Source organism: Cryptosporangium minutisporangium (assembly GCF_039536245.1).
Lineage (GTDB): Bacteria > Actinomycetota > Actinomycetes > Mycobacteriales > Cryptosporangiaceae > Cryptosporangium > Cryptosporangium minutisporangium.
The window spans coordinates 1-22,310 of the sequence record NZ_BAAAYN010000052.1 but is presented as its reverse complement, the minus strand read 5'-3'; the positions used below and the strand labels follow the sequence as shown (position 1 = coordinate 22,310).

The following is a 22,310-nucleotide window of genomic DNA, read 5'->3' as shown; positions in this document are numbered from 1 at the left end:
AGGGATGGAGCGCGACACGACGTACCCGGTACGGCCGGACCTGCGGACGTTCACCCACGCCGGGTGCACGGTGACGCTCGTTGACGCCGCCCGCATCCTGACCACCGTCGACGGCCAGCGCGTCGAGCTGCTCTCCGGGGCCGCGTTCCCACCGCCGGTCCGCGGTGTGTCGTTCGCGCTGACCCGCGACGACGCCCAGGTCTACCTGGACGCGAGCATCCGCACCGGGACCGAGCCCCGGGACGCCAACCGAAGCGTGGGCGTGCTGGGCAACGACCCGATCGGGGTCTTCCTGTCCCGGCGGGTCGACGCCGGTGATCCCTGGGCCACCCGCCTGGTGGACGGCGTCGGCGCGGTACTCCGCCGCCTCGATCCGTCGGACGAAGTCCACACCGACCCGGCGCCCGCCGAGCCGCACGCGACGGAGGCGAGCGTCCGCGACGACACGAGCGGGCTCACCGCGACCGCGCGGACCGCGGAGCGCACCGTCGTCCTCCGCGCCGAAGTGCCCGCCGCGGAGCTATCGGTCGAGCACCTGGAAGGGTTCTGCCGCCTGATCCTCGACGCGGTCGCGGAGGCCACCGGGCCGGACGCGTTGACCGGCCGCACCGTCGCGGTGAGCGCCACGTCCGGCGGGCCCGACCGCGTGACGCTCGACCAGGTCGGTGGCTTGGACGACATCGTGAACCAACTCCGCGAGATCGCCGCGTCGTTCCGGCACCCGCAGGCGATGGCCCGCTGGGGCGCGCGGCGGCCGCAGGGCGCGCTGTTCTACGGGCCGCCGGGGACCGGCAAGACGATGCTCGCCCGGGCGCTGGCGAACGAGATCGGAGCCCGGTTCCGGGAGATCCGGACCACCGAGATCCTGGACAAGTGGCTCGGCGCCTCGGAGCGCAACATCAAGCAGATCTTCCGCGACGCCCGGCGCTACACCGAGCCGACCGTGATGCTGTTCGACGAGTTCGACACGATCATCGGCTACGCCAGCGAGGGCGGGGACGCGGCCAGCCAGGCGATCAACTCGGTCGCCGGCATCTTCAAGCAGGAGATGAACTCGCTGATCGACGTGAACCCGAACGTCTTCGTGGTCGCGACGACGAACTTCCCGGAGCGGATCGACCCGTCGCTGATCCGGTCCGGACGGTTCGACGTCAAGCTCGCGGTCCCCGCCCCGGACGCCACCGGCCGGGCCCAGATCCTCGCGAAGATGATCCGCCAGCAGATCGTCGAGCACGAGGTGCCGGGTTTTCTGATGTTCGCCGACGACGTGGACATCGCCGAGTGCGCGGCGCTCAGCCAGGGGTTGACCGGCGCCGACCTCAAGGAGGTGCTGCGCCGTGCCCAGCTGTCGAAGGCGATGCGGGAGGCGCGCACCGGCACCCCGGCGAGCGCGATCAGCCAGGACGACCTGCGGCACCAGATCGCGGAGGTCCGGGCCGCGCAGGCGCCGGCCGCACCGGCCCCGGGCCTGCCGACGCTGGGCCGCTTCTTCCCGCCGTTCCGGGCTCCGGCCGCGCCCCCGAAGCCGACGGAGCCGCCGACGCCAACGGAGCCGCCCGAGTCGACGGAGCCGCCCGAGTCGACGCCGCCCCCGAACGATCGCGGATCAGGCGTGTGATCGCGCGCCTGATCCGCATTCATTCTCCAATCGCCGCGCAACGCTCCGCCGCCCGCCGCCGGCGGTGAGGCCCGCGCCGGCCACCCGGCGCCCTGCTCCGGGGTGCGGCGGGCCGCTCCGGAGTGCGGCGGGCCGCTCCGGAGTGCGGCGGGCCGCTCCGGAGTGCGGCGGGGCCGCTCGGGGCGTCGGTGCCGAGCACGACCGGGGCGCCGAGCAGGTCCCCGATCGCGCCCGCCCAGTCGTCCGGCCGGTGGACCTCCGCTGGGGTGGTGGCTCGCAGGATCGTGGTGAGCCGCTCCTGCCCCGGTAGGTCCCCGCGGCGCCCGATCGGGATCCGGCTCGTCCGGCCCGCGCCCGTGTCGTACGACGTGCAGAGACCCAGCGACGGCACCAACGCCGGGGCGTCCAGGTGGGTCACCGCCAGCGCGTCCACCCCACCGCACACCTCGACCGCGTACCGGTGGGCCACCGCGTCGAAGTGCCCTCGCCGGAACGTGCCCTGCCACTCCCCGGCCCCGTTGTGCGGCTCGGGCAGCGCGTCCAGCGCCGGATCGGCCGTGACGAACGGCCCCGCGCCGTGCCGCGTCGTGTACGTCCGCACCACCCCCAGCCGCCGGGCCGGTGCCGAGCCGAGCAGCGCCTGGGCGTTCGAGAACGTCGTCGTCGACCACGTGGTGTGCGGGTGCCAGCCGAACCACTCGTCGAGCAGCACGCCCTGGGCCCCCTCGAACACACACGGCCCGGCGCGAAGAAGCCCGTCCAGGTGTCGCGAGTCCACGATGCGGACGACGTCCCCGAACGCGGTGAACACGCGCACGACGTCGTCCAGGTCCGGGGCTTGGAGCGGACCGACGGAGGCGGTCAGCCGGTCGTGGACCGCCGCCAACCGCTGCCGGAGCCGCACCGGGTCCCGGACGTCACCGACGCGCGGCGCGTCCGGGTGGGCGAGCGCGTAGCCGACCGTCTCCCCCACGCCGAGCCCGCAGCTGCCGTGCCGATCCGCGCCCCGTCGCCGCTCCCGCGCCTGGTTCGCCGCCCGGTGCCAGGGCGTGGCGAGCAGGGCCCCCTCCTCGATCGTGAGCAGCTCGAACGGCGACGGCACCCCGAGCGCCGCCAGGTGCGCCGCCTCCGCGGCGAGCGCCAGCGGATCGATCACCACGAACCGCGAGAGGTGCGTCGGTACACCGCGGAACGTGCCGGACCCGAACTGGGCGAACGTGTGGTGCCGTCCGTCCGGCAGCACCACGTTGTGCGCCGCCTGCGCGCCCCCGTTGAACCGGACCACAGCGGTGACGTCTGATCCCGCGCAGAGCAGGTCGACGACGCGGCCCTTGCCCGCGTCCCCGTAGCCGAGGTCGACGACGATCGTGTGGCTCACAGCCGCACCGATCCGCTCCCGGCGGACCCGGGCCGCGGCAGCGCGGCACGCACCGTCCGTCCCCGGCGGGCCACCGCCCGGCTCAGCGGCGCCAGCGCCTTGCCGACCGTCGCGCCCGCCGCCGACCCGACGTCGGCCAGATCGGCGAGGCCTTCGTCGAGGCCGACGGTTCCCTCGTTCAGGCCGATGGTCAGCGCGATCGTCTCGCAGACCGCGCCCAGGTCGTCCAGCTGGAGGACGTTCTCGCCGAGCAGCTGCCCCCTGCGCCGGAGGATGTCCTGGTCACCGGCGTAGTACGAGCCCTGCGGCAGCAGGTAGTAGACCTCGTGACGGCGGCGCAGCTCGGCCACGATCGCCTCGACCGGGATGTTCTCGGTGAGCGGGTCGCCGATCACCCGCCGGACCTCCTTCGCCTTGACCGTGTCGTAGGGCAGTTCGTCGCCGATCAGGAACACGTAGCCGCGACGTCCGTGCCGGGCGGCGTCGGTGTCGGTGTGCCGGGCGAGGAAGTACATCGCCAGCTCGTAGGACTCGTGCCGCTGGCCGCCACCGCCGCCCTCCAGGACGATGTTCGCCAGGTGGTCGTCCATCCGGTTGTCCGACTCGTACTGTCCGACCTGGAGCGGAACCCGGTCGCAGGTCGCATCGCCGACCGCGCCGAACAGGATCTGCGGGTCGGTGACGTACCCCTTGCGGAGCAGCAGCCCGAGTAACTGCGGCAACTTCGTCTGCAGCACCCGGGGCACCGTGCCCATCGAGCCGGTGACGTCGAACAACACGGCGATCGGTGTGCTCCGCGGGTGTTCGTCGCTGTCCCGGCTCTCCCGCACGGTCACGCCGCGCGGGTCCAGACTCGGGTGGACCTTCCGGGCACCGCCGTCGCTGTAGGCGAAGGCGCTCCGGCCGGTGGCCGCACGGTAGTTCTCCGCGGCGGAGTAGACGTCGGTGGACCAGCGTCCGCTTCCCATCGTGGTGTCCCTTCTTCGGGAGTGAGATCAGGCAGGGATCGAGAAGGGCCGAAACCGTCGCGGCCCGTAGAGGGTGTGCAGGAGTTCGTCGAGCTCGGCGAGCAGACGCCAGGCGTCCTGCGGCCGCATTCGTGGCGCGGAGAGCCGGCAGCCGGTGGCGAACCGGCGCAGCGCCGGGTGCACGCGGCCACCCATCAGCCGGAGCATCAGCCCGGACGCGAGGTAGAGATCGGTAGCGGGGGTGGCGGGTTTCCGGTCGGTCACCTCGGGCGGGTACGCGTCCCGGTACCGCGCCACCAGCGCCGGTACGTACCCGCCGGGCTGCGTCACCGCGTAACACCAGTCGACAAGCACGAGACCGTGCTCGCCGGGGTGGATCAGCACGTGCTCGGGCAGCACCGCGCCGTGCACCAGCCCCGCCTGGTGGGCCGCGCCGAGCCCGACCAGCAGCCGCCGCCACATCCAGGCGGCGTCCCGCGGGTCGAGGCCGTCGGGGTAGGCGCGGGCGACGTCGGCCAGGCTGACGAACCCGTCGCAGAACTCCAGGACGTTCGCGGCCCGCTGCTCGCCGGTGTCCGGATCCTCGACCCGTAGCGTTTCGACGAGCCGCGGGAAGTACGCGCGGTACTGCCCGTCGATCGGCCGACGCAGCGCCTCGGCCTCGGTCGCGAGCAGGTCGTTGTCGGCCGGGTCCCGGGCGACCTTCAGCAGCGCGAGGCCGTCCGCCGACCGCACGCCGTACAGGTCGGCGAGGTCACCGCTGACCACGGTGGTCACCGCACACCGTCCTCACTGGCCGGCCGGAGCAGCGGCGGGTGCAGCACCCGCGCGTCCCCGGCCCGGTAGAGCTTGGCCCGGGGGCCGCCCCGCTCGCCGCCGCGCGCGGTGGTGGATCCGGTGCTCTCCACGAAGCCCGGCACCGAGAGCACCTTCCGGTGGAAGTTGCCGGCGTGCAGGTCCTCGCCCCAGACCGCGGCGTACACCGCCCGCAGCTCGGCGATCGTGAACTCGGTGCCGACGAACGCGGTCGCCAGCGGCGAGTACTCCAGCTTCGCCCGTGCCCGCTCGAGACCGTCGGCGAGGATCCGCCCGTGGTCGAACGCGAGCGCGGTCTCGGCCGCGGTGGCGACCGGGAGCCAGGCGGCACCGGCCGCGTCCCCGCCGGGCCGCGGGTCGGGCAGGCTCGGCGCGAACGCCAGGTAGGCCACCGACACGACCCGCATCCGCGGGTCCCGCCCCGGATCGCCGTAGGTCTTCAACTGCTCCAGGTGGACGCGTGCCAGCGCGCCGTTCCGGGTGCCCGGATCGTCCGCCGCGCCAGCCCTGCGGGAGGCGCCGGCGTCGGGGTGGAGCCCGGTCTCCTCGGCGAGCTCACGCAGGGCAGCGGCGTCCAGCGTCTCGTCGCCGACGAATCCACCCGGGAGCGCGAGCCGCCCAGCGAACGGCGCCTCACCGCGCTCGACCAGCAGCACCTGGAGCACGCCCTCGCGGATCGTCAGCGCGACGACGTCGACGGTGACCGCGACCGCCGGGAAGTCGCCGGGGTCGTACGCCGCGAGGAACTCCTGCTCGTCCACCGCCGCCTCCGTTGTTCTCATGATGAGTATATCTCGGACTGAGAACAACATAGCGCGGCGAGCGCCTCCGCACAACGCCGACTACGGGTTGCGCTGCCCCCTACGGTCGGTGACATGCGGATCCTGTTCTCCGGCCGACCTGCGTACGGCCACCTCTATCCGCTGCTACCGCTCGCCGCGGCTGCCCGCGAGGCCGGGCACCAGGTCACGCTCGCGACCGGCTCGGCGTTCGTGCCCCGGCTGACCGCCCTCGGCTTCGACACCCGCACCGTGGGCATCTCGGTCGCCGAAGCGGAAGCCGAAGCCGTGCGGCGGCATCCGGACGGCCCGGTCGTCGACGTGATGATCACGATGTTCGGCGACCTGCTCCCGCGCCGGACGCTGGCCGATCTCGAGCCGGTGCTCGCCGCGGAGCCTCCCGATCTGGTGATCTACGAGATGAGCGACGTCGGCGCGGCCGGCGCGGCTCTCCGGGCCGGCGTCCCCGCGGTGTCGATCACGATCGGGCGCTCGATGCCGCCCGAGATCCGCGACAAGGCCGCCGACTCCTTCGACTGGATCTGGAGCGGACGATCGCCCGCCAACCCGATGCTCGGCGACGCCTGCATCGACCTCTGGCCACCAGGGCTCGCCGATCCGATCGCCGCCGCGATTCCGACGCGCTTCCCGCTGCGCCCGGTGCCGTGGAGTCCACCGGCGCCGCCGTGGCACTCGCCGGGATCGCCCCTGGTCTACCTGACGCTCGGCACGGTGGCGTTCCGGGCCACCGAGGTGTTCCGGGCGGCGCTCGACGGGCTGGCACAGCTGCCGGTACGGGTGGTGGTCGCGGTCGGCCCCGGTGATCCGGCAGCGCTGGGCCCGGTGCCGGACCGGGTGGAGGTCTGGCGGTTCGTGCCGCAGGACCAGGTGCTGCGCCACGCCGACCTCGTCGTGCACCACGGCGGCAGCGGGACGACGCTCGGCGCTGCCTCGCACGGCCTGCCCCAGCTGGTGCTACCCCAGGGCGCCGATCAGTTCGTCAACGCGGAGGTGCTGACGGCACAGGGATCGGGCCTGTCGCTGGTCGGCGACGAGGTGACGCCCGACATCGTCGCCGAGTGCGCCCGGACGCTGCTCGGCGAGCCGGTGTACCGCGCCACCGCCCACGCGCTCCGCGAGCAGATCGCCGCGATGCCGTCCCCCACCGACGTCCTTCCCACCCTCGAGGCCCACGCCGCCCGCTGAGGCGGCTCCCTCCCAGAAGGCGGGGCCACCAGCCTAGAGCGGCGGTCGGTCACCGCCGTTCCGGTGCCCGCCGCAATCGTTGTCGCCGTTCCCGGACGCCCGCCGCAATCGTTGTCGCCGTTCCCGGACGCCCGCCGCAATCGTTGTCGCCGTTCCCGGGGCCTGCCGGGATGGATGTCGCCATTTCCGGGTGGCCGCCGGATGGTTGTCGCCCCGTCCGGGTGGCCGCCGGATGGTTGTCGCCCCGNGAGGTCGCCCCGAGTCCGGAGACGGACGGCTGCTGAGCAGCGTTCCGGCGCCGACCATGGCACGGACAGCGCGACAACCATCTCGCGCATCACCCGGAAAGCGCGACAACGACACCGTGCGCCACCCCGACAACGCGACAACCACACTGCGCGCTCTCCCGACAGCGCGACAACCATCAGCCGACGCCTGGGTCGGCCGAGCAGCCGGTCCGTCGTGGCCGTGTGACGCGCCGTACCGAGCAGCGGGTCCATTCGTGCCGTGCCGCCGGGCGCCTCCGCGGGTCGTGTGTGCCCGATGGGCCCTTTGAGCCTTCTGGGTCGTGTGTCACCCGACGAGGTACATGTGACACCCCATAAAGCAGAGCGCAACTCCGAACAACGTCCTGACCTGCGGAGAGACCGGGGTTGCTCGATCCGAAGAACTGTGGCCCAAGTCACACCACTGATCCTCCAAGGCGCGCGGGCCGTCCCCCGGATGACCGCGCTCACGGTTATTCCAACGTGGAGGATCCCGGATGACGACGACGGCGCAGCACCCCCCGAGTAGCCCGCTCGCGGAGCCTCCCCCACCCGCGCGGCGACCTCGGCTGCCGCGCCGGACCGCCGCCGCGCTCGCCGCCGCGGGCCTCGCGCTGGGGACCGCCGTGACCGGCCTCGGACCGCTCACCGCGCAGGGCTCCAGCCACCGGGAAGCGCCGCTGATCGCCGCGGACCCGGCCGTCGACAACACCGACTTCTACGCGATGGCCAGCCCGGACACCCCCGGCTCGATCCTGTTGGTCGCGAACTTCCAGCCGTTCGAGGAGCCCACTGGCGGCCCGAACTTCTACCCGTTCGCGACCGACGCCGCTTACAAGGTCAACGTCGACAACGACGGCGACGCCAAGCCCGACGTCGTCTTCCGGTGGACGTTCAAGAACGACGACCAGCGCAAGAACGACACGTTCCTCTACAACAACGGGCAGGTGACGTCGCTGGACGACGAGAACCTGCTCTTCAAGCAGACCTACACGCTGCAGGCGTCGTACGACGGGGGCCGCCGGTACCGCGACACGATCGTCAAGGACGCGCCGGTCGCGCCGTCGTTCGTCGGCAAGGCGTCGATGCCGGACTACGCCGCGCTCCGCAAGGAAGCGACGCTGGAGCTGAAGAACGGCGTGAAGTCGTTCGTCGGCCAGGCCGACGACCCGTTCTTCGCCGACCTGCGCGTGTTCGACCTGCTCTACGGCGGTGACCTCAGCGAAGTCGGCCAGGACACGCTGGGCGGGTACAACGTCAACTCGATCGCACTGCAGGTGCCGGCCTCGGCCCTCGCCCTCAACGGCAAGGTCGACCGGAACCCGGTGGTCGGGCTCTGGTCGACCACCGAGCGGAACCGGGTCCGGATCTCCGGCAACACGAAGGCGAAGCTCGGCAACGACACCGTGCAGGTCTCGCGCCTGGGCAACCCGCTGGTGAACGAGGTCGTGCTGCCGGCCGGGCTGAAGGACGCGTTCAACGCGCTCTCCCCGGACCAGGACGCGGGCATCGAAGAGGTCGTCGACCGGGTCAACGATCCGGAGCTGCCGAAGCTGATCGAGCAGATCTACAAGATCCCGGCGCCGGACGTACCCCGTGAGGACCTCGCGGAGATCTTCCTGACCGGCATCACGACGAAGGGCGGCGGCCCGATCGAGGTCGACCTCAACTCCCAGCTGAACAACAAGGACGTCGACGCGAAGAAGTTCCGGGCGTCCGAGATGCTGCGGCTGAACCTCGCGAACAAGCACAACACCAAGCCCGACCGGCTCGGGGTACTCGCCGGCGACACCGAGGGCTTCCCGAACGGCCGTCGCCTCGGGGACGACGTGATCGACATCGCGATCCAGGTGATGGAGGGCGCCGCCCAAGAGGGCAAGCTCGTCGACGCGCTCGCCGCCGGCGACAAGGTGAACGCGAACGACGTGCGCTTCGAGCGCCAGTTCCCGTTCGTGGCGCTGCCGAACGAGGAGGCGGTGAACCGGAGCGCTGCGGAGACGAGGACGGACAACGTCGCCGCGGCGAGCCGTCTCGGGACGACCGGGGCCTCGCTGATCACGGCGGTGACCACCACGGCGATCCTCTGCTCGATCGCCGGGTTCGTCGCCTGGTACCGGCGTCGTCCGACGTCGGCGACGCTCCCCGCGCACCGCGGCCGCCGACGACGCTGACGGCCCAACGCGGAGCGGCGTAGTTCCGCCGCACGAACCAGGTGGCCGGCCGGGTCAGGGCGCATCCCGGCCGGCCACCGCCGCCCGCCCGTCGGCACCGATCCCCAGGAGACGCGGATGACCCGAACCGCAGACGCGGCCGCGGCGCCCCCCGCGGCCGCACCCGCCGCGAACGAAGCCGACGCGAACGAAGCCGACGCAGCGAGGTCGGCCGCGGACGCACCCGCCGCGGTCGGCGCAGCTTCGGCGGCAGCACCCGCTGACGAGCGCACCGGCCGGGGGCGCGGGGCCCTGCGGGGCGTGGTGATCGTCGCGGTACTGGCGGCGGTGCTGCTCGCGGTGGGCGGCGTGCTCGGCCTCCGGGACACCCCGTCCCCGGACGCACCGGCCGCCGCGCCACGGCCGAAGGCCCCCACTGCCGCGCTCGACGCCTCGATCGCCGCAGCCCAGGAGCGACTCCGCCGCCTGCCGCGCGATCACGTCACCTGGGCGGCGCTCGGTAGCGCCTACCTGGAGAAGTCCCGGATCACCGCCGACCCGGGCTGGTACCCGAGGGCGGAGGGCGCGCTGCGGCGTTCACTCGACGTACGTCCGGCGCCGAACGCTGCCGCGCTCACCGGTCTCGGCGCGCTCGCGAACGCCCGCCACGACTTCGCCGCCGCGCGCGTCCACGCGCAGCGCGCGCTGGCGCAGAACCCCTACAGCGCCGACGCGTACGGCGTCCTGGCCGATGCGGAGACGCAGCTCGGCCACGCCGACGCCGCGACCGCCGCGATCCAGCGCATGCTGGACCTGCGCCCGGCGCTGCCCGCCCTCACCCGGGCGTCCTACGACCTCGAGCAGCGCGGCCGCACCGACGAGGCCGCCGCGCTGATGCGGCGCGCGCTCGCGGCCGCCGTCGACCCGGCCGAGATCGCGTTCTGCCGCTACCAGCTGGGCGAGCTGGCCTGGAACACCGGCGACCTCGACGCCGCCGCACGGCACTACCGGGCCGGGCTGGCCGCCGATCCGGATTACCTGCCGCTGCACCAGGGCCGCTCCAAGGTCGCCGCGGCGCAGGGCGATCTCGACGCCGCACTCGCCGGCTACCGCACGGTCACCCAGCGCTCGCCCACCCCGACCTACCTCCTGGAGTACGCGGAGCTCCTGCGGGCCGCCGACCGTCCGGCCGACGCCGCCGCGCAGCTCGCGCTCGCGGAGGCGGCCGGGCAGCTGTTCGCCGCGAACGGCGGCTCGGACGACCTGACGACGGTGGCGCTGAAGCTGGCCCTGGGCGAGCCGGCCGAGGCACTGGCCGCCGCCGAGCGCGAGTGGAAGCGTCGCCAGTTCGCCGAGGTCGCGGACGCCATGGCCCAGGCACTGCACGCCTCCGGACGGAACGCCGAGGCACTCCGGTTCGCCGAGAAAGCGTCCGCGCTCGGCGTCCGCAATGCGCATTTTTTGTACCACCGGGGGGCGATCCAGGCCGCGCTCGGCCGAGCCGACGAGGCGCGGCGCTCTCTGAGCGCCGCTTTGGCGCTCAACCCGCACTTCTCCCCGGTCGAGGCCCCGGCGGCCCGGCGCACCCTCGCGATGCTCTGAGAGGCAGCAGATGCGGACGTTGATCAGCAGGCTGGCTGTCGTCTGCGCGGCGCTCGGCCTGGTCGTGGTGTGGTCGGCCGACCCCGCGGAGGCGCATCCGCTCGGCAACTTCTCGGTGAACCAGCTCGCGGCGCTCACGTTCTCGCCGGAGCGGGTCGACGTCCGGGCGGTCGTCGACGCCGCCGAACTGCCGACGCTCCAGGAGAAGCCCGCGGTCGACCGGGATCGGGACGGGTCACCGTCCACGGCCGAGCGGGCGGCGTACGCCGGGACGGCCTGCGCGGCGCTCGCCCGCGGGTTCACGGTGCGGGTCGGCGGCGCGCGGGTGCCGTGGACGGTGGCGTCGGCGGCGTTCGGCTACGAACCGGGGTCGGCCGGGCTCACGACCAGCAGGCTGACGTGCGAGTTGACCGGTCCGGCCGGGCTGGGGTCCCCCGCGGCGGTGGACGTGGGGAGCGCGTACCGGACCGACCGCGTCGGCTGGCGGGAGATCACCGCCGTCGGGCGCGGCGTCGCGCTGGTGGACTCGCCGCTCCCGACGACCGACTCCAGCAACGAGCTGCGCAGCTACCCGGCGGACCTGCTGAACTCGCCGCTCGACGTCCGGTCCGCGTCGTTCCGGACGCGTCCCGGAGGTGCCTCCACGTTCGATGCGGAAGCCCCGGCGGTCGCCGACGGCTCGGTGTTCGCCCGGTGGACCGCCGCCGCGGACGAGACGCTGCGGTCGATGCTCGGACGGTCGGAGCTCACGCCGACGGTCGGCATCCTGGCGGTGCTGCTGGCCCTCGCACTCGGCGCCGGACACGCCGCGCTGCCCGGGCACGGCAAGACCGTGATGGCCGCGTACCTCGCCGGCCGCCGCGGACGACGCCGGGACGCGCTGGTGGTGGGCGCGACCGTGACGCTGACGCACACCGGTGGCGTGCTGGTGCTCGGGCTGGTGCTGACCACGGTGGCCGGGCTGGCCGGGGAGACCGCTCTGGGGTACCTCGGCGTGGCCAGCGGGGTGCTGGTCGCGGCGGTCGGTACCGGCATGCTGGTCTCGGCGCGCCGACGCCGCGCGCACGGGCACTCGCACGGGCACGGCCACTCGAACTCGCACTCGCACTCGCACGGGCACGGGCACGGGCCGGGCCACTCGCACTCGCCGGATCACTCGCACGGACCGGAGCACGGGCCGACGCGGCCGGGGCGGGCCGGGCTGATCGGGATCGGGATCGCCGGCGGGCTCGTTCCCAGCCCATCCGCGCTGGTGATCCTGCTCGGCGCCATCGGCCTGGGACGGACCGCGTTCGGCGTCCTGCTCGTCGTGGGTTACGGGCTCGGCATGGCGGGCGCGCTCACCGCCGCCGGGCTCGCGCTGATCGTCGTGCAAGAACGCTGGCGGTGGCGCCCCTTCCCCCGGCTCACCGCGCGCTGGTCGTCGGCGGCCCCGCTCGCGACCGCCGGGATGGTACTCCTCGTCGGCCTCGGTCTCGCCGGGCGTGCGCTGGTCACCGTCTGAGCACACGGACGACGTCGGGTCATCCGACCGGCCGACCCGGAAACAGTCACCGGACGCCTGGGGTGCGCTTCCCGCACACTGCGGGCGGAGTGTCCACGACGGACCAGGGGGGCAGTCGATGGCGACCGTCTACAAAATTCACCCGGCGATCGGCGTAGCGCGCGTCGGCAACAGCCCGGACGAGTTCTTTCTCGGCCCCGAGCGTGTCGGCGCGCGCCCCGAGCCGCCCGGCGGATACAAGGACGACCAGTGCCGGATCAAGCGCCAAGCCGCCCGGTTCCGCATCTTCGCCCATCACGACGACGGCACGGTCGCCGAGGTCACCGACGCGCAGGCGACGATCCGCTGGACCGTGCACCTCGCCAACTCGAAGGCGGCCCACCCGGACCGCGGCAACACCGAGTCCGCCGCCGACCTCACGATCGATCCGGGGCCCCGCACGGTGACCGGTCCGAACCAGCGGCACCTGTTCGACACCGGAACGATCCGCTTCGCCGGCGCCCCGGTGACCACCGTCCCGCTCGGTGAGCTCCGCTCCACCCCGGAGAACCGGCTGCTCGTGCTCGGCGGCTCCGGGCACTCGGCGTCTCCCGCCGGAACCGCGCTCAGCGGGCACTTCTGGGCCAACGACGACTGGTACGACGACGTCGCCGACGGGCCGGTCACCGCGTCGATCACGGTGCGCGCCGACGGCTCGACGCCGCCGGTGGTCGGCGCCTGGGTGCTCGTCGCCCCGCCGAAGTTCGCGCCGGACCTGGACAGCCTAGTCACGCTCTACGACCGGATCACCGGCGCGCTGGTCGACGCCGGGCGGTTACCGGCGCCGACGACCACGTCGTACACCCGCGACGTCCACCCGATCCTGCAGCGCACCCGGGACACCGGCTGGGTCGAGGACGTGCCGGGCGTGCACACCTGGAGCGAGCCGGTCGTCGCCGACCCGCTGCGCGCCCGGATCTTCGCCCGGTTGAAGACACCGGGCGGCGGGGGCGGCAACATGCCGCGGCTCAACGACAGCACCGGCGACGGCCGGCTCACCGGCGTCCAGTACGGGCACCTACAGCGCTGGAAGGACGGGGCCTACGTCAACGACTGGGTCGGCGTCCCGGCGCCGCAGGCCGACGTCACACCGGACGGAATGGACCGGGCCGCGCTGGACGCCTGCGTCGGCGCGTCGTTCTTTCCCGGCATCGAGGCCGGCGGTCTCGACGAGTCGTCGCGCCCGATCATCGACCCGGGCAACTACGCCGAGCCGTACCGGCTCGACCACAGCCGGCTCCGGCCGGGCGGCCTGACCCACGTCATGGCGCTGCCGTGGCAGGCCGACTTCGCCGCGTGCGGTACCCGGTGGTGGCCGGTTCCCCGGCCGAACTCGGTGATCCGGGGTGGACGGCTCGGCCAGTCGTTCACCGCGGGAGTGGCGGACAGCGCCGAGGACATGGTGACCGCCTGGCACCGGCTCGGGTTCGTCGTCCGGCAGGGCAACCAGCACGTGGAGGTCGACCGCTGCGACACCACGTCGGTGAATCTGTTGACGCCGGTGCTGGACTTCCAGCACGTCCCGCAGGGATTGATGGGCATGGCCAGGGAGGCCGCGCTCGCGATCACGTTCGAGGTGACCGCGGCGAGCGCCCCGGTGACGCTGGAGTACGTACCGGGTGGCGGTCCGGCACATCCCCAGCTGGTGGCGTTCACCCAGTCGGTCACCGTCGGGCCGACCGGGCCGTCCGGCGTCGCCACCGCCCGGCTCTGGGTGATTTATCGAACCGGGCTGGCCGGTGCCCTGTTGCCACCGCAGCGACTCACGATCCGCCAGGCCGGCACGTCGTCCACCTGGACCGTGACCGTCACCGGCGACACCGTGGCGCGGCGCACCACCGCGGTCTCGCTCGTCCTCGACCGGTCCGGCAGCATGGCCGACGACCGTGGCGACGGCGTGCCGAAGCACGTGTCGCTGCGGGCGGCCGCCGCCGCGTTCGTCGACGTGATGCTGGAGGACGACGGCGTCGGGCTGGTGCGGTTCAACGAGGACGCCCAGCCGCTCCAGTCGGTGCTCCCGCTGGGCACCGGGGGGTTGTCGGACGTCCACCGGGGCCGGATCAAGGACCTGCTCAGCAGCGCCGAGCTGGATCCGGACGGGGAGACGTCGATCGGCGACGGGGTCGCCGAGGGCCGGAACCTCCTGGCCGGCGCCGCCGCGGACTTCGACGCGGGCGCGCTGGTCGTGCTCACCGACGGCCTGGAGAACCAGGAACGGTGGATCGCCGACGTCGTCGGGGGCCTCACCGCGTCGACGTACGCGATCGGGTTCGGGCAGCCGCAGAACATCAGTGTGCCGGCGCTGCAGGCGCTCTCCGGGAACACCGGCGCGTACCTCCTGGTCACCGGGTCGATCGACGGCGACGACCGGTTCCGGCTGCACAAGTACTTCTTGCAGATCCTCGCCGGGATCGCGCAGGCCGAGGTGGTACTCGACCCGGACGCCACGCTGCCCGAGGGTGAACTCGAACGGTTCCCGTTCACGCTGGTGGCCGAGGATTCCGGCGTGGACGTCGTCCTGCTCACGCCGGATCCGGCCGCGGTGGACTTCCGGCTGGAGACGCCGAGCGGCCAGCTGATCGAGCCGTGGCGCGCCGAGGCGGAGCCGGGGATGCGGCACGTCCGGTCGGACGGCGTCGCGTACTACCGGCTCGCGCTGCCGTTCGAGTACGACCAGAACCGGTTCGACCACGCCGGCACGTGGCACGTCGTCCTGCAGCTCGGTGCGCCGCGGGACGCGCGCAGCGCCAGCCCGAACGGCACCGACCAGTCGCTCCGGTACGCGGCGCCCGCCCGGGCGCACGTCGTCCCCGGCGCGCCGGACACCGACGACCTCCCGCGGCTCGCGCGGCGGGCCGTGCTCGCCGCGGAGGGCGTAGCTGATGCCGACGTCCCCGCTGCCGAGGCGGCCGAGTTCCGCAGTGTGCCGTTCAGCCTGCTCGTGCACGCGTACTCGTCGCTGACGTTCAACGCGCACGTCACGCAGCGGGAGTTCGGGCCGGGCTCCTGGGTGGACCTGGACGCCACGCTGGCCAGGGCGGGAGTGCCGCTCGTCGGCTGGGGCCAGGTGTGGGCGGAGGTGACGAGGCCGGACACCGAGGGCTTCCGGGTGGCACTCGCCGAGGGCGACGAGGGACGGTTCACCGGTGGGTTCGCCGCGCACCAGATCGGCGCCTACCGAATCCGGATCCGCGGCCGGGGCACCACCCCGAGCGGCGAGTCGATCGCCCGGGAGCAGACGCTGACCGCGGCGGTGTGGCGCCCGGTTGGCTGAGCATCCCCAAGCGGCTGAATACCCAGTGGCCGAGTACCTCGGTGACTGACTACGACGTCGCGGTCGTCGGCGCCGGCCCGGCCGGGTCGGCGACGGCGCTCCGGCTGGCGCGCGCCGGAGCCCGGGTGGTGCTGCTCGAACGCTCGCGCTTCGAGCACCCCCGGGTCGGTGAGTCGCTCTCCCCCGACGTGAATCCCCTGCTCCGCGAGTTGGGCGTGCCGCTGCCCGAGGGCACGCCGTCCTACGGCGTCCGGAGCTTCTGGGGCGGCGCGGCGTCCAGCTCGACGGTGTTCAGCCCGTACGGCACCGGCTGGTACGTCGACCGGGTCGCGTTCGACGACCGGTTGGCGAGGTCCGCCGCCGCGGCCGGGGCGGTGCTGCGGACCGGGACGACCTGCGTCGGGATCTCGCCCGGGTGGACCCTGCGGTTGTCACCGGGAGAGCCCGTCCGGGCTCGCGTCCTGGTCGACGCGACCGGCCGAGCCGCGCGGATCGGCCGGCGCCTGGACGCGGAGCGGCTCGCGTTCGACCGATTGGTCGCGGTGACCGGGTTCCTGCCCGCTGCCGACCCCGGGGGTTTCGGGCTGCTCGAGACCGTGCCGGAGGGCTGGTGGTACTCCGCGCCGGCCGGGGCGGATCGTCTCGTCGCGATGCTGCTCACCGACGCCGAGCTGTGCCGCGGGCTCCGGCTCGGCGAGGTCGACCGCTGGCGGGCGCACCAGGGTCCGGAGACCGCCGCGCGGCTCCGCGGCCCGGGTTCACCGCACGCCACGTTCCCACCGCACTCCGAGGGTCTGCGGGTCGTCCCGGCATCGAGCCACCGACTGCACCGCTCCGCGCCGGACCTCGCCGGGCAGGGTGCGCCGTGGCTGGCGGTCGGCGATGCGGCCCTCGCCGTCGATCCGATCACCGGCACCGGCGTCGTCCGGGCACTCCGCTCCGCGCAGGCCGCGGCCGAGACGGTTCTCGCGCTCCTCGCCGGGCGCGACGCCCTTCCGGCCTACGAAGCGGCGCTCGACCACGAGTGCACGGCCTACCTGCGCCGGCGTGTGGAGTACTACGCCGCCGAGGACCGCTGGCCGACGGCCCCGTTCTGGCAGCGCCGCCTTCGCGGCCTCTCCGCCTCAGGAGCCTCTCCAGCCCCAGGGACTGACTGACGAAACTGTCGCACCGGTGCGATAGGAACTACAGCGTCCGGCTCGGCCGGGCATCGTCATCGTTCCCCGACGCCGGAGGTCTCTCGGTCGTGAACGCCCCCGACCTCGCGCTGCGTAGCACGGCCAGAGTCGTGCCGCCGGTCGCGCCGAGAAAGCTGGCCAAAGTCCCGTTCGTCGAGTTGGCCGACGGGAGGTTGCAGGGCGTCGTCTCCAGCGGCTCGGACATCGAGCGGGTCTACGTCTCGTCGATCGTCGCCGGCACGCTCACCTACCACTGCAGCACGAACAACAACCGGCCGTGCGGAGGGCTGCGCGGCACGCCCTGCAAGCACCTGCTCTCGCTCGCCGACGAGGCGGTGCTGCAGTACGGCTACCCGCGAGTGGGCCGGTACCTCGGCGTCGACTTGGTCGACGTGCCCGACCAGCACGAGCTGATGCGCCGGCTCGGTGGCCACGAGCCGTCGCCGGCGGCCACCGTGTTCAGCCGGTTCCTGCGTCACCTCGCGTACCTGGAGCTGCCCGACGCTCGCGAGCCGATCCCCGAGTTGCAGTGGTTCCCCGCCTACGGATCGGAGCGCTGATGCTCGGCACACAGCTCGCGTCGCTCGTCGACGACCTACCGGCCGGCACCCCCGAGGCGCTCGACCTGGTCGCCGGGTTCGACGCCTGCCTGGTCTCCGGCTTCGGCCGCCTCGGTGACGACGGGGCCGCGGCGCTCGCCGCACTGGCCGCCGGTGTCGCGGTGACGCCGCTGGGCGACCGGGCCGCGGAGGCCGCCGCCAAACTCACCGCCGGCTCGGTCGCCGACGAGCACCTGATCACGCTGGCCGGTGCCCGCGCCGCGTTACTGGGCGCGGTGCACGACGCGCTGCTCGACCGGGTCGACACGGCGCTCGGCCGCACCCGGGGCGAGTGGGCCAACCCGGCCGACGACGTCCCGGACGCCCCACGCAACCTGCTGGAGGGCTGCCGGTCGTGGCTGCGCGAGCTGGCCGTCACCGGCTGGCGCGGCGTGGACCACGACCTGGTCTCCTCGTCCGGTCAGGTGCTGGAGGCCATGCTCGCCGACCCGCGTCTGCGGCGGCTGGCCGTGCTCGTCGACGGGCTGGCCGCGGAGCTGCGGGCCTCGGCTCCGATCGCGACGATGGACCAGCTGCCGGTGCGGCGCTGGGCCGACCTCTGGACGCGGGCGCTGCTGCTCTGCCAGGCCGGTGCGTGGCCGGGCGGTGCGGCCGAGACGGTCTCCGGCCGCCTACTCGTGCTCGGTATCGACGTGCACGAGCACGCCACCGCGGTCCAGGTGCAGGTGCACGGCTTGCTGGAGGTCCGGGGCGAGGCCGCACCGCGCCTGGTGCGTACCGCGGTGGCCGCCGCGAAGGTCGACACGATCGTCGGTCCGGCGATCTGGCGGCTGTTCGACGGGTACCCGGCCCTACTGGCCGCGCTCACCGACGGGCGGGCGCTGACGGTCACCGACGTTCCGCTGCTCAGCAGCGGTGACCTGCTCTGGGCCGACGACCGGGCGCAGGTCGGTGACCCGGCCGATCCGTTCGTCGTCGCGCGGCTCCAGCTGCCCGACGCGGTCGCCCCGCCGGTGCCTCCGCTCGACCGGCACCCGGTGCGGGTGGCCGAGCCGGTGCTGGTGGAGGGCTACGCGGTCGACAACGGTGAGCTGGTACTCCATGGGCACCGCCTGCGGCTCGACCTCGATCGGCTACCGACGCTCGGGCCGCTGACGCCGCAGCTGGTCAGCGGCTCCACGGCCTGCGTCGGGCTGCTCCGCTGGGACGCCGGGCAGTGGTCGTTGCAGCCGCTGGCCGTGCAGGCCACGGTGAAGCGGAAGCCGGTGCCGATGCACGGCGGTGAGTGGGCGTCCGGCCCCACCGATCCGAAGGCGGCGAAGGCGGTGAAGGCCGCCGGTGACACGGTCGCGGTACTCCGCGAGCGGGCGAGCCGACTGCTGCGCAAATGACGACGCCCCTCGGCTCGGGCACCGACGCCACCCTGCCCGACGAGACCCAGCCCGACACGACGCAGTCCGACGCCGCTCGTCGCCAGGTGCTCTACTGGCGGCTGCTCGCCCAGCTGTTCGACCCCTCCGAGCAGCCGACGCTGGAGGCCGCGAGCGTCGCGGTCGTCGACGACGTCGGGCTGCCCGCCGCGCTGCTCGATCCCGCCGTCTCGGTGGACACCGTTCTCCAGCGCTTTCCGGAACTGACGGCGGAGATCGACGGCTTGATGAAGCCGCCGGAGCCGGCCGACGGCGAGGCACGGGACACCGCGGCCGAGGTCCGGCGCGCGGCACTCGTCTCGAAGCTGCTGCTCAACGTGTTCTGCACCGGCTCGGGCAACGTCACGGCCGGGCAGCTGTCGACCTGGCAGCAGGACTCGGGGTGGCTGGAGCGGGCGCTCGGCCACGAGCCGGGACAGCTGCGTGGCCGTTCGGAGGAGAACGGTTTCGGCGAGGTGCTCGCCGAGATGGAGGGCGACCTGATCAAGCGGATGGCGCTCCGCGAAGTCCTCGCCGACCCAGCGCTGGCCGCGAAGCTGACCCCGAGCATGTCACTGGTCGAGCAGCTACTGCGCGACAAGTCGAACCTCTCCGGGGTCGCGCTCGCGAACGCCAAATCGCTGATCCGGAAGTTCGTCGACCAGGTCGCCGAGGTACTGCGCACCCAGGTGGAGAAGGCCACGGTCGGCCCGATCGACCGATCGGTGCCGCCGAAGCGGGTGTTTCGCAACCTCGACGTCAACCGCACGATCTGGAAGAACCTCACCAACTGGAACCCCGAGGACGAGCGGCTCTACGTCGAGCGGCTGTACTACCGGCAGACCGCCCGGAAGAGCACTCCGTCCCGGCTGATCGTCGTCGTCGACCAGTCCGGCTCGATGGTCGATTCGATGGTGAACTGCACGATCCTCGCGTCGATCTTCGCCGGGTTGCCCAAGGTCGACGTGCACCTGATCGCGTTCGACACCCGGGCGCTCGACCTCACGCCGTGGGTCCACGACCCGTTCGAGACGCTGCTGCGGACGAAGCTCGGCGGCGGCAACGACGGCCCGGTCGCGATGGCGATGGCCCGGCCGAAGATCGCCGACCCGCGGAACACCGCGATGATCTGGATCTCCGACTTCTACGAGTTCGACCGGTCGCAGCCGTTGTTCGAAGGCATCCAGGCGGTGCACCGGTCCGGCGTGAAGTTCATCCCGGTCGGCTCGGTGACCAGCTCCGGCAGCCAGCAGGTGAACCCCTGGTTCCGCGACCGGTTCAAGACCCTCGGCACGCCGGTGATCTCCGGCCGCATCGACAAGCTCGTGTTCGAGCTCAAGAACTTCCTCACGTGAAAGGCTGCTCATGACCGACATGCTCCGGGCCCCCGCCGAAGTGAAGTACGCCGACGAGCTCGACTGGCTGGAGTCGATCGACACCGGCCCGAAGCCGTTCTCGTGGCGCCTGAGCCCGCAGATGGTCCGGCTGTTCATCCTGGGCTCCGAGCGCGCCGACGGCCTCGACCGCCCGGTCGCGCAGAAGTGGTTCGGTGACCGCAGCTTCGTCGAGCGTGCGATCGTGACGCTCGCGTCCGACCGCGGTCTGCTGCTGATCGGCGACCCCGGCACCGGCAAGAGCTGGCTCGCCGAGCTGCTGGCCGCGGCGATCAGCCGCAACTCGACGCTGGTCGTGCAGGGCACCGCGGGCACCACCGAAGACCACATCAAGTACTCGTGGAACGTCTCGATGGTGATCGCGAAGGGCCAGTCGCCGGATTCGCTGATCCCGTCGCCGATCATGACCGCAATGCAGCGCGGCGTCATCGGGCGCTTCGAGGAGCTGACCCGGACGACGAGCGACGTCCAGGACGCGCTGATCTCGATCCTGTCGGAGAAGTACGTGTCGATCCCCGAGCTCAAGGACGATGCGATCAACACGGTGTTCGCCCAGCCCGGCTTCTCGATCATCGCGACCGCGAACAGCCACGACCGGGGCGTCAACGACCTGTCGTCCGCGCTCAAGCGGCGGTTCAACTTCGTCCGCATCCCGATCGTGACGAACAAGAAGAGCGAGGCGGAGATCGTCCGGTTCCGGACCGTCGAGCTGCTGCGCCGGCACGAGATCGAGCTGGAGGTGCCGCCGACGCTGCTCGACATCCTCCTGCAGAGCTTCGCCGACCTCCGCACCGCCGCGGCGTCGGCGACCAGCGACGACGAGAAGCTGGAGTCGTCGCTGTCGACCGCCGAGCAGATCGGTGTGCTGGAGGACGCGATCCTGCACAGCCAGTTCTTCGGCGATCGGGCTCTGCGCGCCGACACGCTCGCCCGGTCGCTGGTCGGCTCGCTGGCCCGGCGTAGCCCGGAAGACCTCGCGATCCTGAACAAGTACTGGCACGGCACGGTGGAGAAGCGCAGCAAGAAGGAGGCCGGCGAGTGGGAGGGCTTCCTGGAAGGCGGTCGCGAGGCGATCGCGACGCTCTCGTGACGCCCCGCCCCGACACGGTCGCCACCGAGGCCGCCGCGGACGCGGGCGTGGCCGACGGGGTCTTCGCGGCACTGCGCGACCAACTGGTCGGAGCGGCGGAAGCGTTCACCGACGACACGCGCGACCTGGGCGGCATCCTCACCGGCCTGGTGGACGACGTCGACCGGGCGCTGCGCGAGCCGCTGGAGATCTTCCCGGTCTGCCACCACTCCCCGGCGTCCGCGCTGGCGATGGTTCGGCGGCTGCGCCAGAAGCAGCCGTCGGTGATCTACCTGGAGCTCTGCGAGGATTTCCAGCCGCTCCTGTCCGAGCTGCGCAACTGCACGTTGCCGGTCGCGCTGCAGGCGTTCGCGTCGGAACTGCACGGCCACCCGCAAGACTGGGCGCCGCTCTCGGTCGTCGCGCCGATCACCGCCGCCTCGGCGGAGTACCAGGCGATCTCGTACGCGTTGGAGACGCCCGGTGTCGAGCTGGTGCTCGTCGACCGGTCCACCGACCACGTCTTCCAGTGGCTGCCGAAGGAGCCCCACGCCACCGCCAACCCGGACGAGAGCAAGGCGGCGGAAGAAAGCGAGGCGCCCGAAGATCAGGCGGCTCTGCACGGCGACGCGATCGGACTGGAGATCGGCGACCTGCGGCCGGGCTTCGCCGAACTGGAGGAGCACCTGCTCCACCACGGCAAGGTCCGGCACTGGTCGGAGTGGTGGGACCAGTACGTCGAGCAGCCGCTGGTCGGCGCCGACTACGACACCTACCGGCAGGTCATGGTGCTGATCGGCAGCCTGTTCCGGCGTCTGCGGCCGTCGAAGGCGGCGAAGCTCGACCGGGACGAAGACCGCGAGCGGTACATGTGGACGCGGATTCGGGGGCACCTCGCCCGAACCGGCCTCGACCGCTCACAGGCGCTCTACGTCTGCGGAGCCTTCCACGCCGCCAGCCGGGTGGCGGAGTTCGGCTCGGACGCGCCGGTCACCGAGTTCACGATCAGCGAGCCGACCGCGACGAAGTGGCTCTACGGGCTGATCCCGTCCAGCCACTCCGCGATCGAGGCGCAGTTCGGCCTGGCGCCGGGTTCGGTC

Annotated in this window: 15 protein-coding genes and 1 pseudogene; 12 read left to right on the top strand and 4 right to left on the bottom strand. The window is 72.9% G+C overall.

Annotated features, from left to right (window positions below):
• Positions 1 to 4: 4 nt before the first annotated feature.
• Positions 5 to 1,618, top strand: coding sequence for an ATP-binding protein (locus ABEB28_RS35560; protein WP_345732673.1), 1,614 nt, complete (start codon positions 5 to 7; stop codon positions 1,616 to 1,618).
• A 19-nt stretch (positions 1,619 to 1,637) separates the two neighbouring features.
• Here the strand turns inward: ABEB28_RS35560 and ABEB28_RS35555 are convergent, their stop codons facing one another.
• The 4 genes from ABEB28_RS35555 to ABEB28_RS35540 are packed head-to-tail and all read right to left on the bottom strand — an operon-like array spanning position 1,638 to position 5,562.
• Positions 1,638 to 2,996 carry an adenylosuccinate synthetase gene (locus tag ABEB28_RS35555; protein ID WP_345732672.1) on the bottom strand — a complete coding sequence of 453 codons (1,359 nt, stop codon included), beginning with the start codon at positions 2,994 to 2,996 and terminating at the stop codon, positions 1,638 to 1,640.
• Positions 2,993 to 3,964 carry a hypothetical protein gene (locus ABEB28_RS35550; protein WP_345732671.1) on the bottom strand — a complete coding sequence of 324 codons (972 nt, stop codon included), beginning with the start codon at positions 3,962 to 3,964 and terminating at the stop codon, positions 2,993 to 2,995. Before ABEB28_RS35550 ends, ABEB28_RS35555 begins: the two co-directional genes overlap by 4 nt.
• 27 nt (positions 3,965 to 3,991) lie before the next feature.
• Positions 3,992 to 4,741 (bottom strand): protein kinase family protein, encoded by a 750-nt coding sequence (locus tag ABEB28_RS35545; protein ID WP_345732670.1) that lies wholly within the window; start codon positions 4,739 to 4,741, stop codon positions 3,992 to 3,994.
• Entirely contained in the window at positions 4,738 to 5,562 is an 825-nt protein-coding gene (locus ABEB28_RS35540; RefSeq protein ID WP_345732669.1) for an NUDIX hydrolase, read from the bottom strand. Before ABEB28_RS35540 ends, ABEB28_RS35545 begins: the two co-directional genes overlap by 4 nt.
• 93 nt (positions 5,563 to 5,655) lie before the next feature.
• Between ABEB28_RS35540 and ABEB28_RS35535 the strand changes: the two genes are divergently transcribed.
• From ABEB28_RS35535 to ABEB28_RS35485, 11 genes and pseudogenes are all read left to right on the top strand, one after another.
• Positions 5,656 to 6,765, top strand: a complete 1,110-nt coding sequence (locus tag ABEB28_RS35535; protein ID WP_345732668.1) for a glycosyltransferase — start codon at positions 5,656 to 5,658, stop codon at positions 6,763 to 6,765.
• 763 nt (positions 6,766 to 7,528) lie between these two features.
• A complete protein-coding gene (locus ABEB28_RS35530) occupies positions 7,529 to 9,202 on the top strand; it encodes a DUF4331 domain-containing protein (RefSeq protein ID WP_345732667.1) in 1,674 nt (557 codons plus the stop codon).
• A gap of 117 nt (positions 9,203 to 9,319) precedes the next feature.
• On the top strand, positions 9,320 to 10,783 hold the full coding sequence (locus ABEB28_RS35525) for a tetratricopeptide repeat protein (RefSeq protein WP_345732666.1): 1,464 nt from the start codon (positions 9,320 to 9,322) through the stop codon (positions 10,781 to 10,783).
• A gap of 10 nt (positions 10,784 to 10,793) precedes the next feature.
• Positions 10,794 to 12,287, top strand: coding sequence for a High-affinity nickel-transporter (locus ABEB28_RS35520; protein WP_345732665.1), 1,494 nt, complete (start codon positions 10,794 to 10,796; stop codon positions 12,285 to 12,287).
• A 118-nt stretch (positions 12,288 to 12,405) separates the two neighbouring features.
• The gene (locus tag ABEB28_RS35515) at positions 12,406 to 15,600 is read left to right on the top strand and encodes a LodA/GoxA family CTQ-dependent oxidase (protein ID WP_345732664.1); all 3,195 of its coding nucleotides are present in this window, start codon (positions 12,406 to 12,408) and stop codon (positions 15,598 to 15,600) included.
• Between the two features lie 41 nt (positions 15,601 to 15,641).
• Positions 15,642 to 16,757: an FAD-dependent oxidoreductase gene (locus tag ABEB28_RS35510; protein WP_345732663.1), complete on the top strand. Its 1,116-nt coding sequence runs from the start codon at positions 15,642 to 15,644 to the stop codon at positions 16,755 to 16,757.
• Positions 16,758 to 16,846: 89 nt separating this feature from the next.
• Positions 16,847 to 17,338 (top strand): hypothetical protein, encoded by a 492-nt coding sequence (locus tag ABEB28_RS35505; RefSeq protein WP_345732662.1) that lies wholly within the window; start codon positions 16,847 to 16,849, stop codon positions 17,336 to 17,338.
• Positions 17,338 to 18,729: a hypothetical protein gene (locus ABEB28_RS35500; protein WP_345732661.1), complete on the top strand. Its 1,392-nt coding sequence runs from the start codon at positions 17,338 to 17,340 to the stop codon at positions 18,727 to 18,729. Before ABEB28_RS35505 ends, ABEB28_RS35500 begins: the two co-directional genes overlap by 1 nt.
• Entirely contained in the window at positions 18,726 to 20,102 is a 1,377-nt protein-coding gene (locus tag ABEB28_RS35495; RefSeq protein WP_345732660.1) for a VWA domain-containing protein, read from the top strand. Before ABEB28_RS35500 ends, ABEB28_RS35495 begins: the two co-directional genes overlap by 4 nt.
• A 10-nt stretch (positions 20,103 to 20,112) precedes the next feature.
• Complete coding sequence (locus ABEB28_RS35490) at positions 20,113 to 21,231, top strand: ATP-binding protein (RefSeq protein ID WP_345732659.1); 1,119 nt, start codon at positions 20,113 to 20,115, stop codon at positions 21,229 to 21,231.
• A pseudogene (locus tag ABEB28_RS35485) lies at positions 21,228 to 22,310 on the top strand (DUF5682 family protein); the annotation flags it as partial. The gene ABEB28_RS35490 and the pseudogene ABEB28_RS35485, both read left to right, overlap by 4 nt.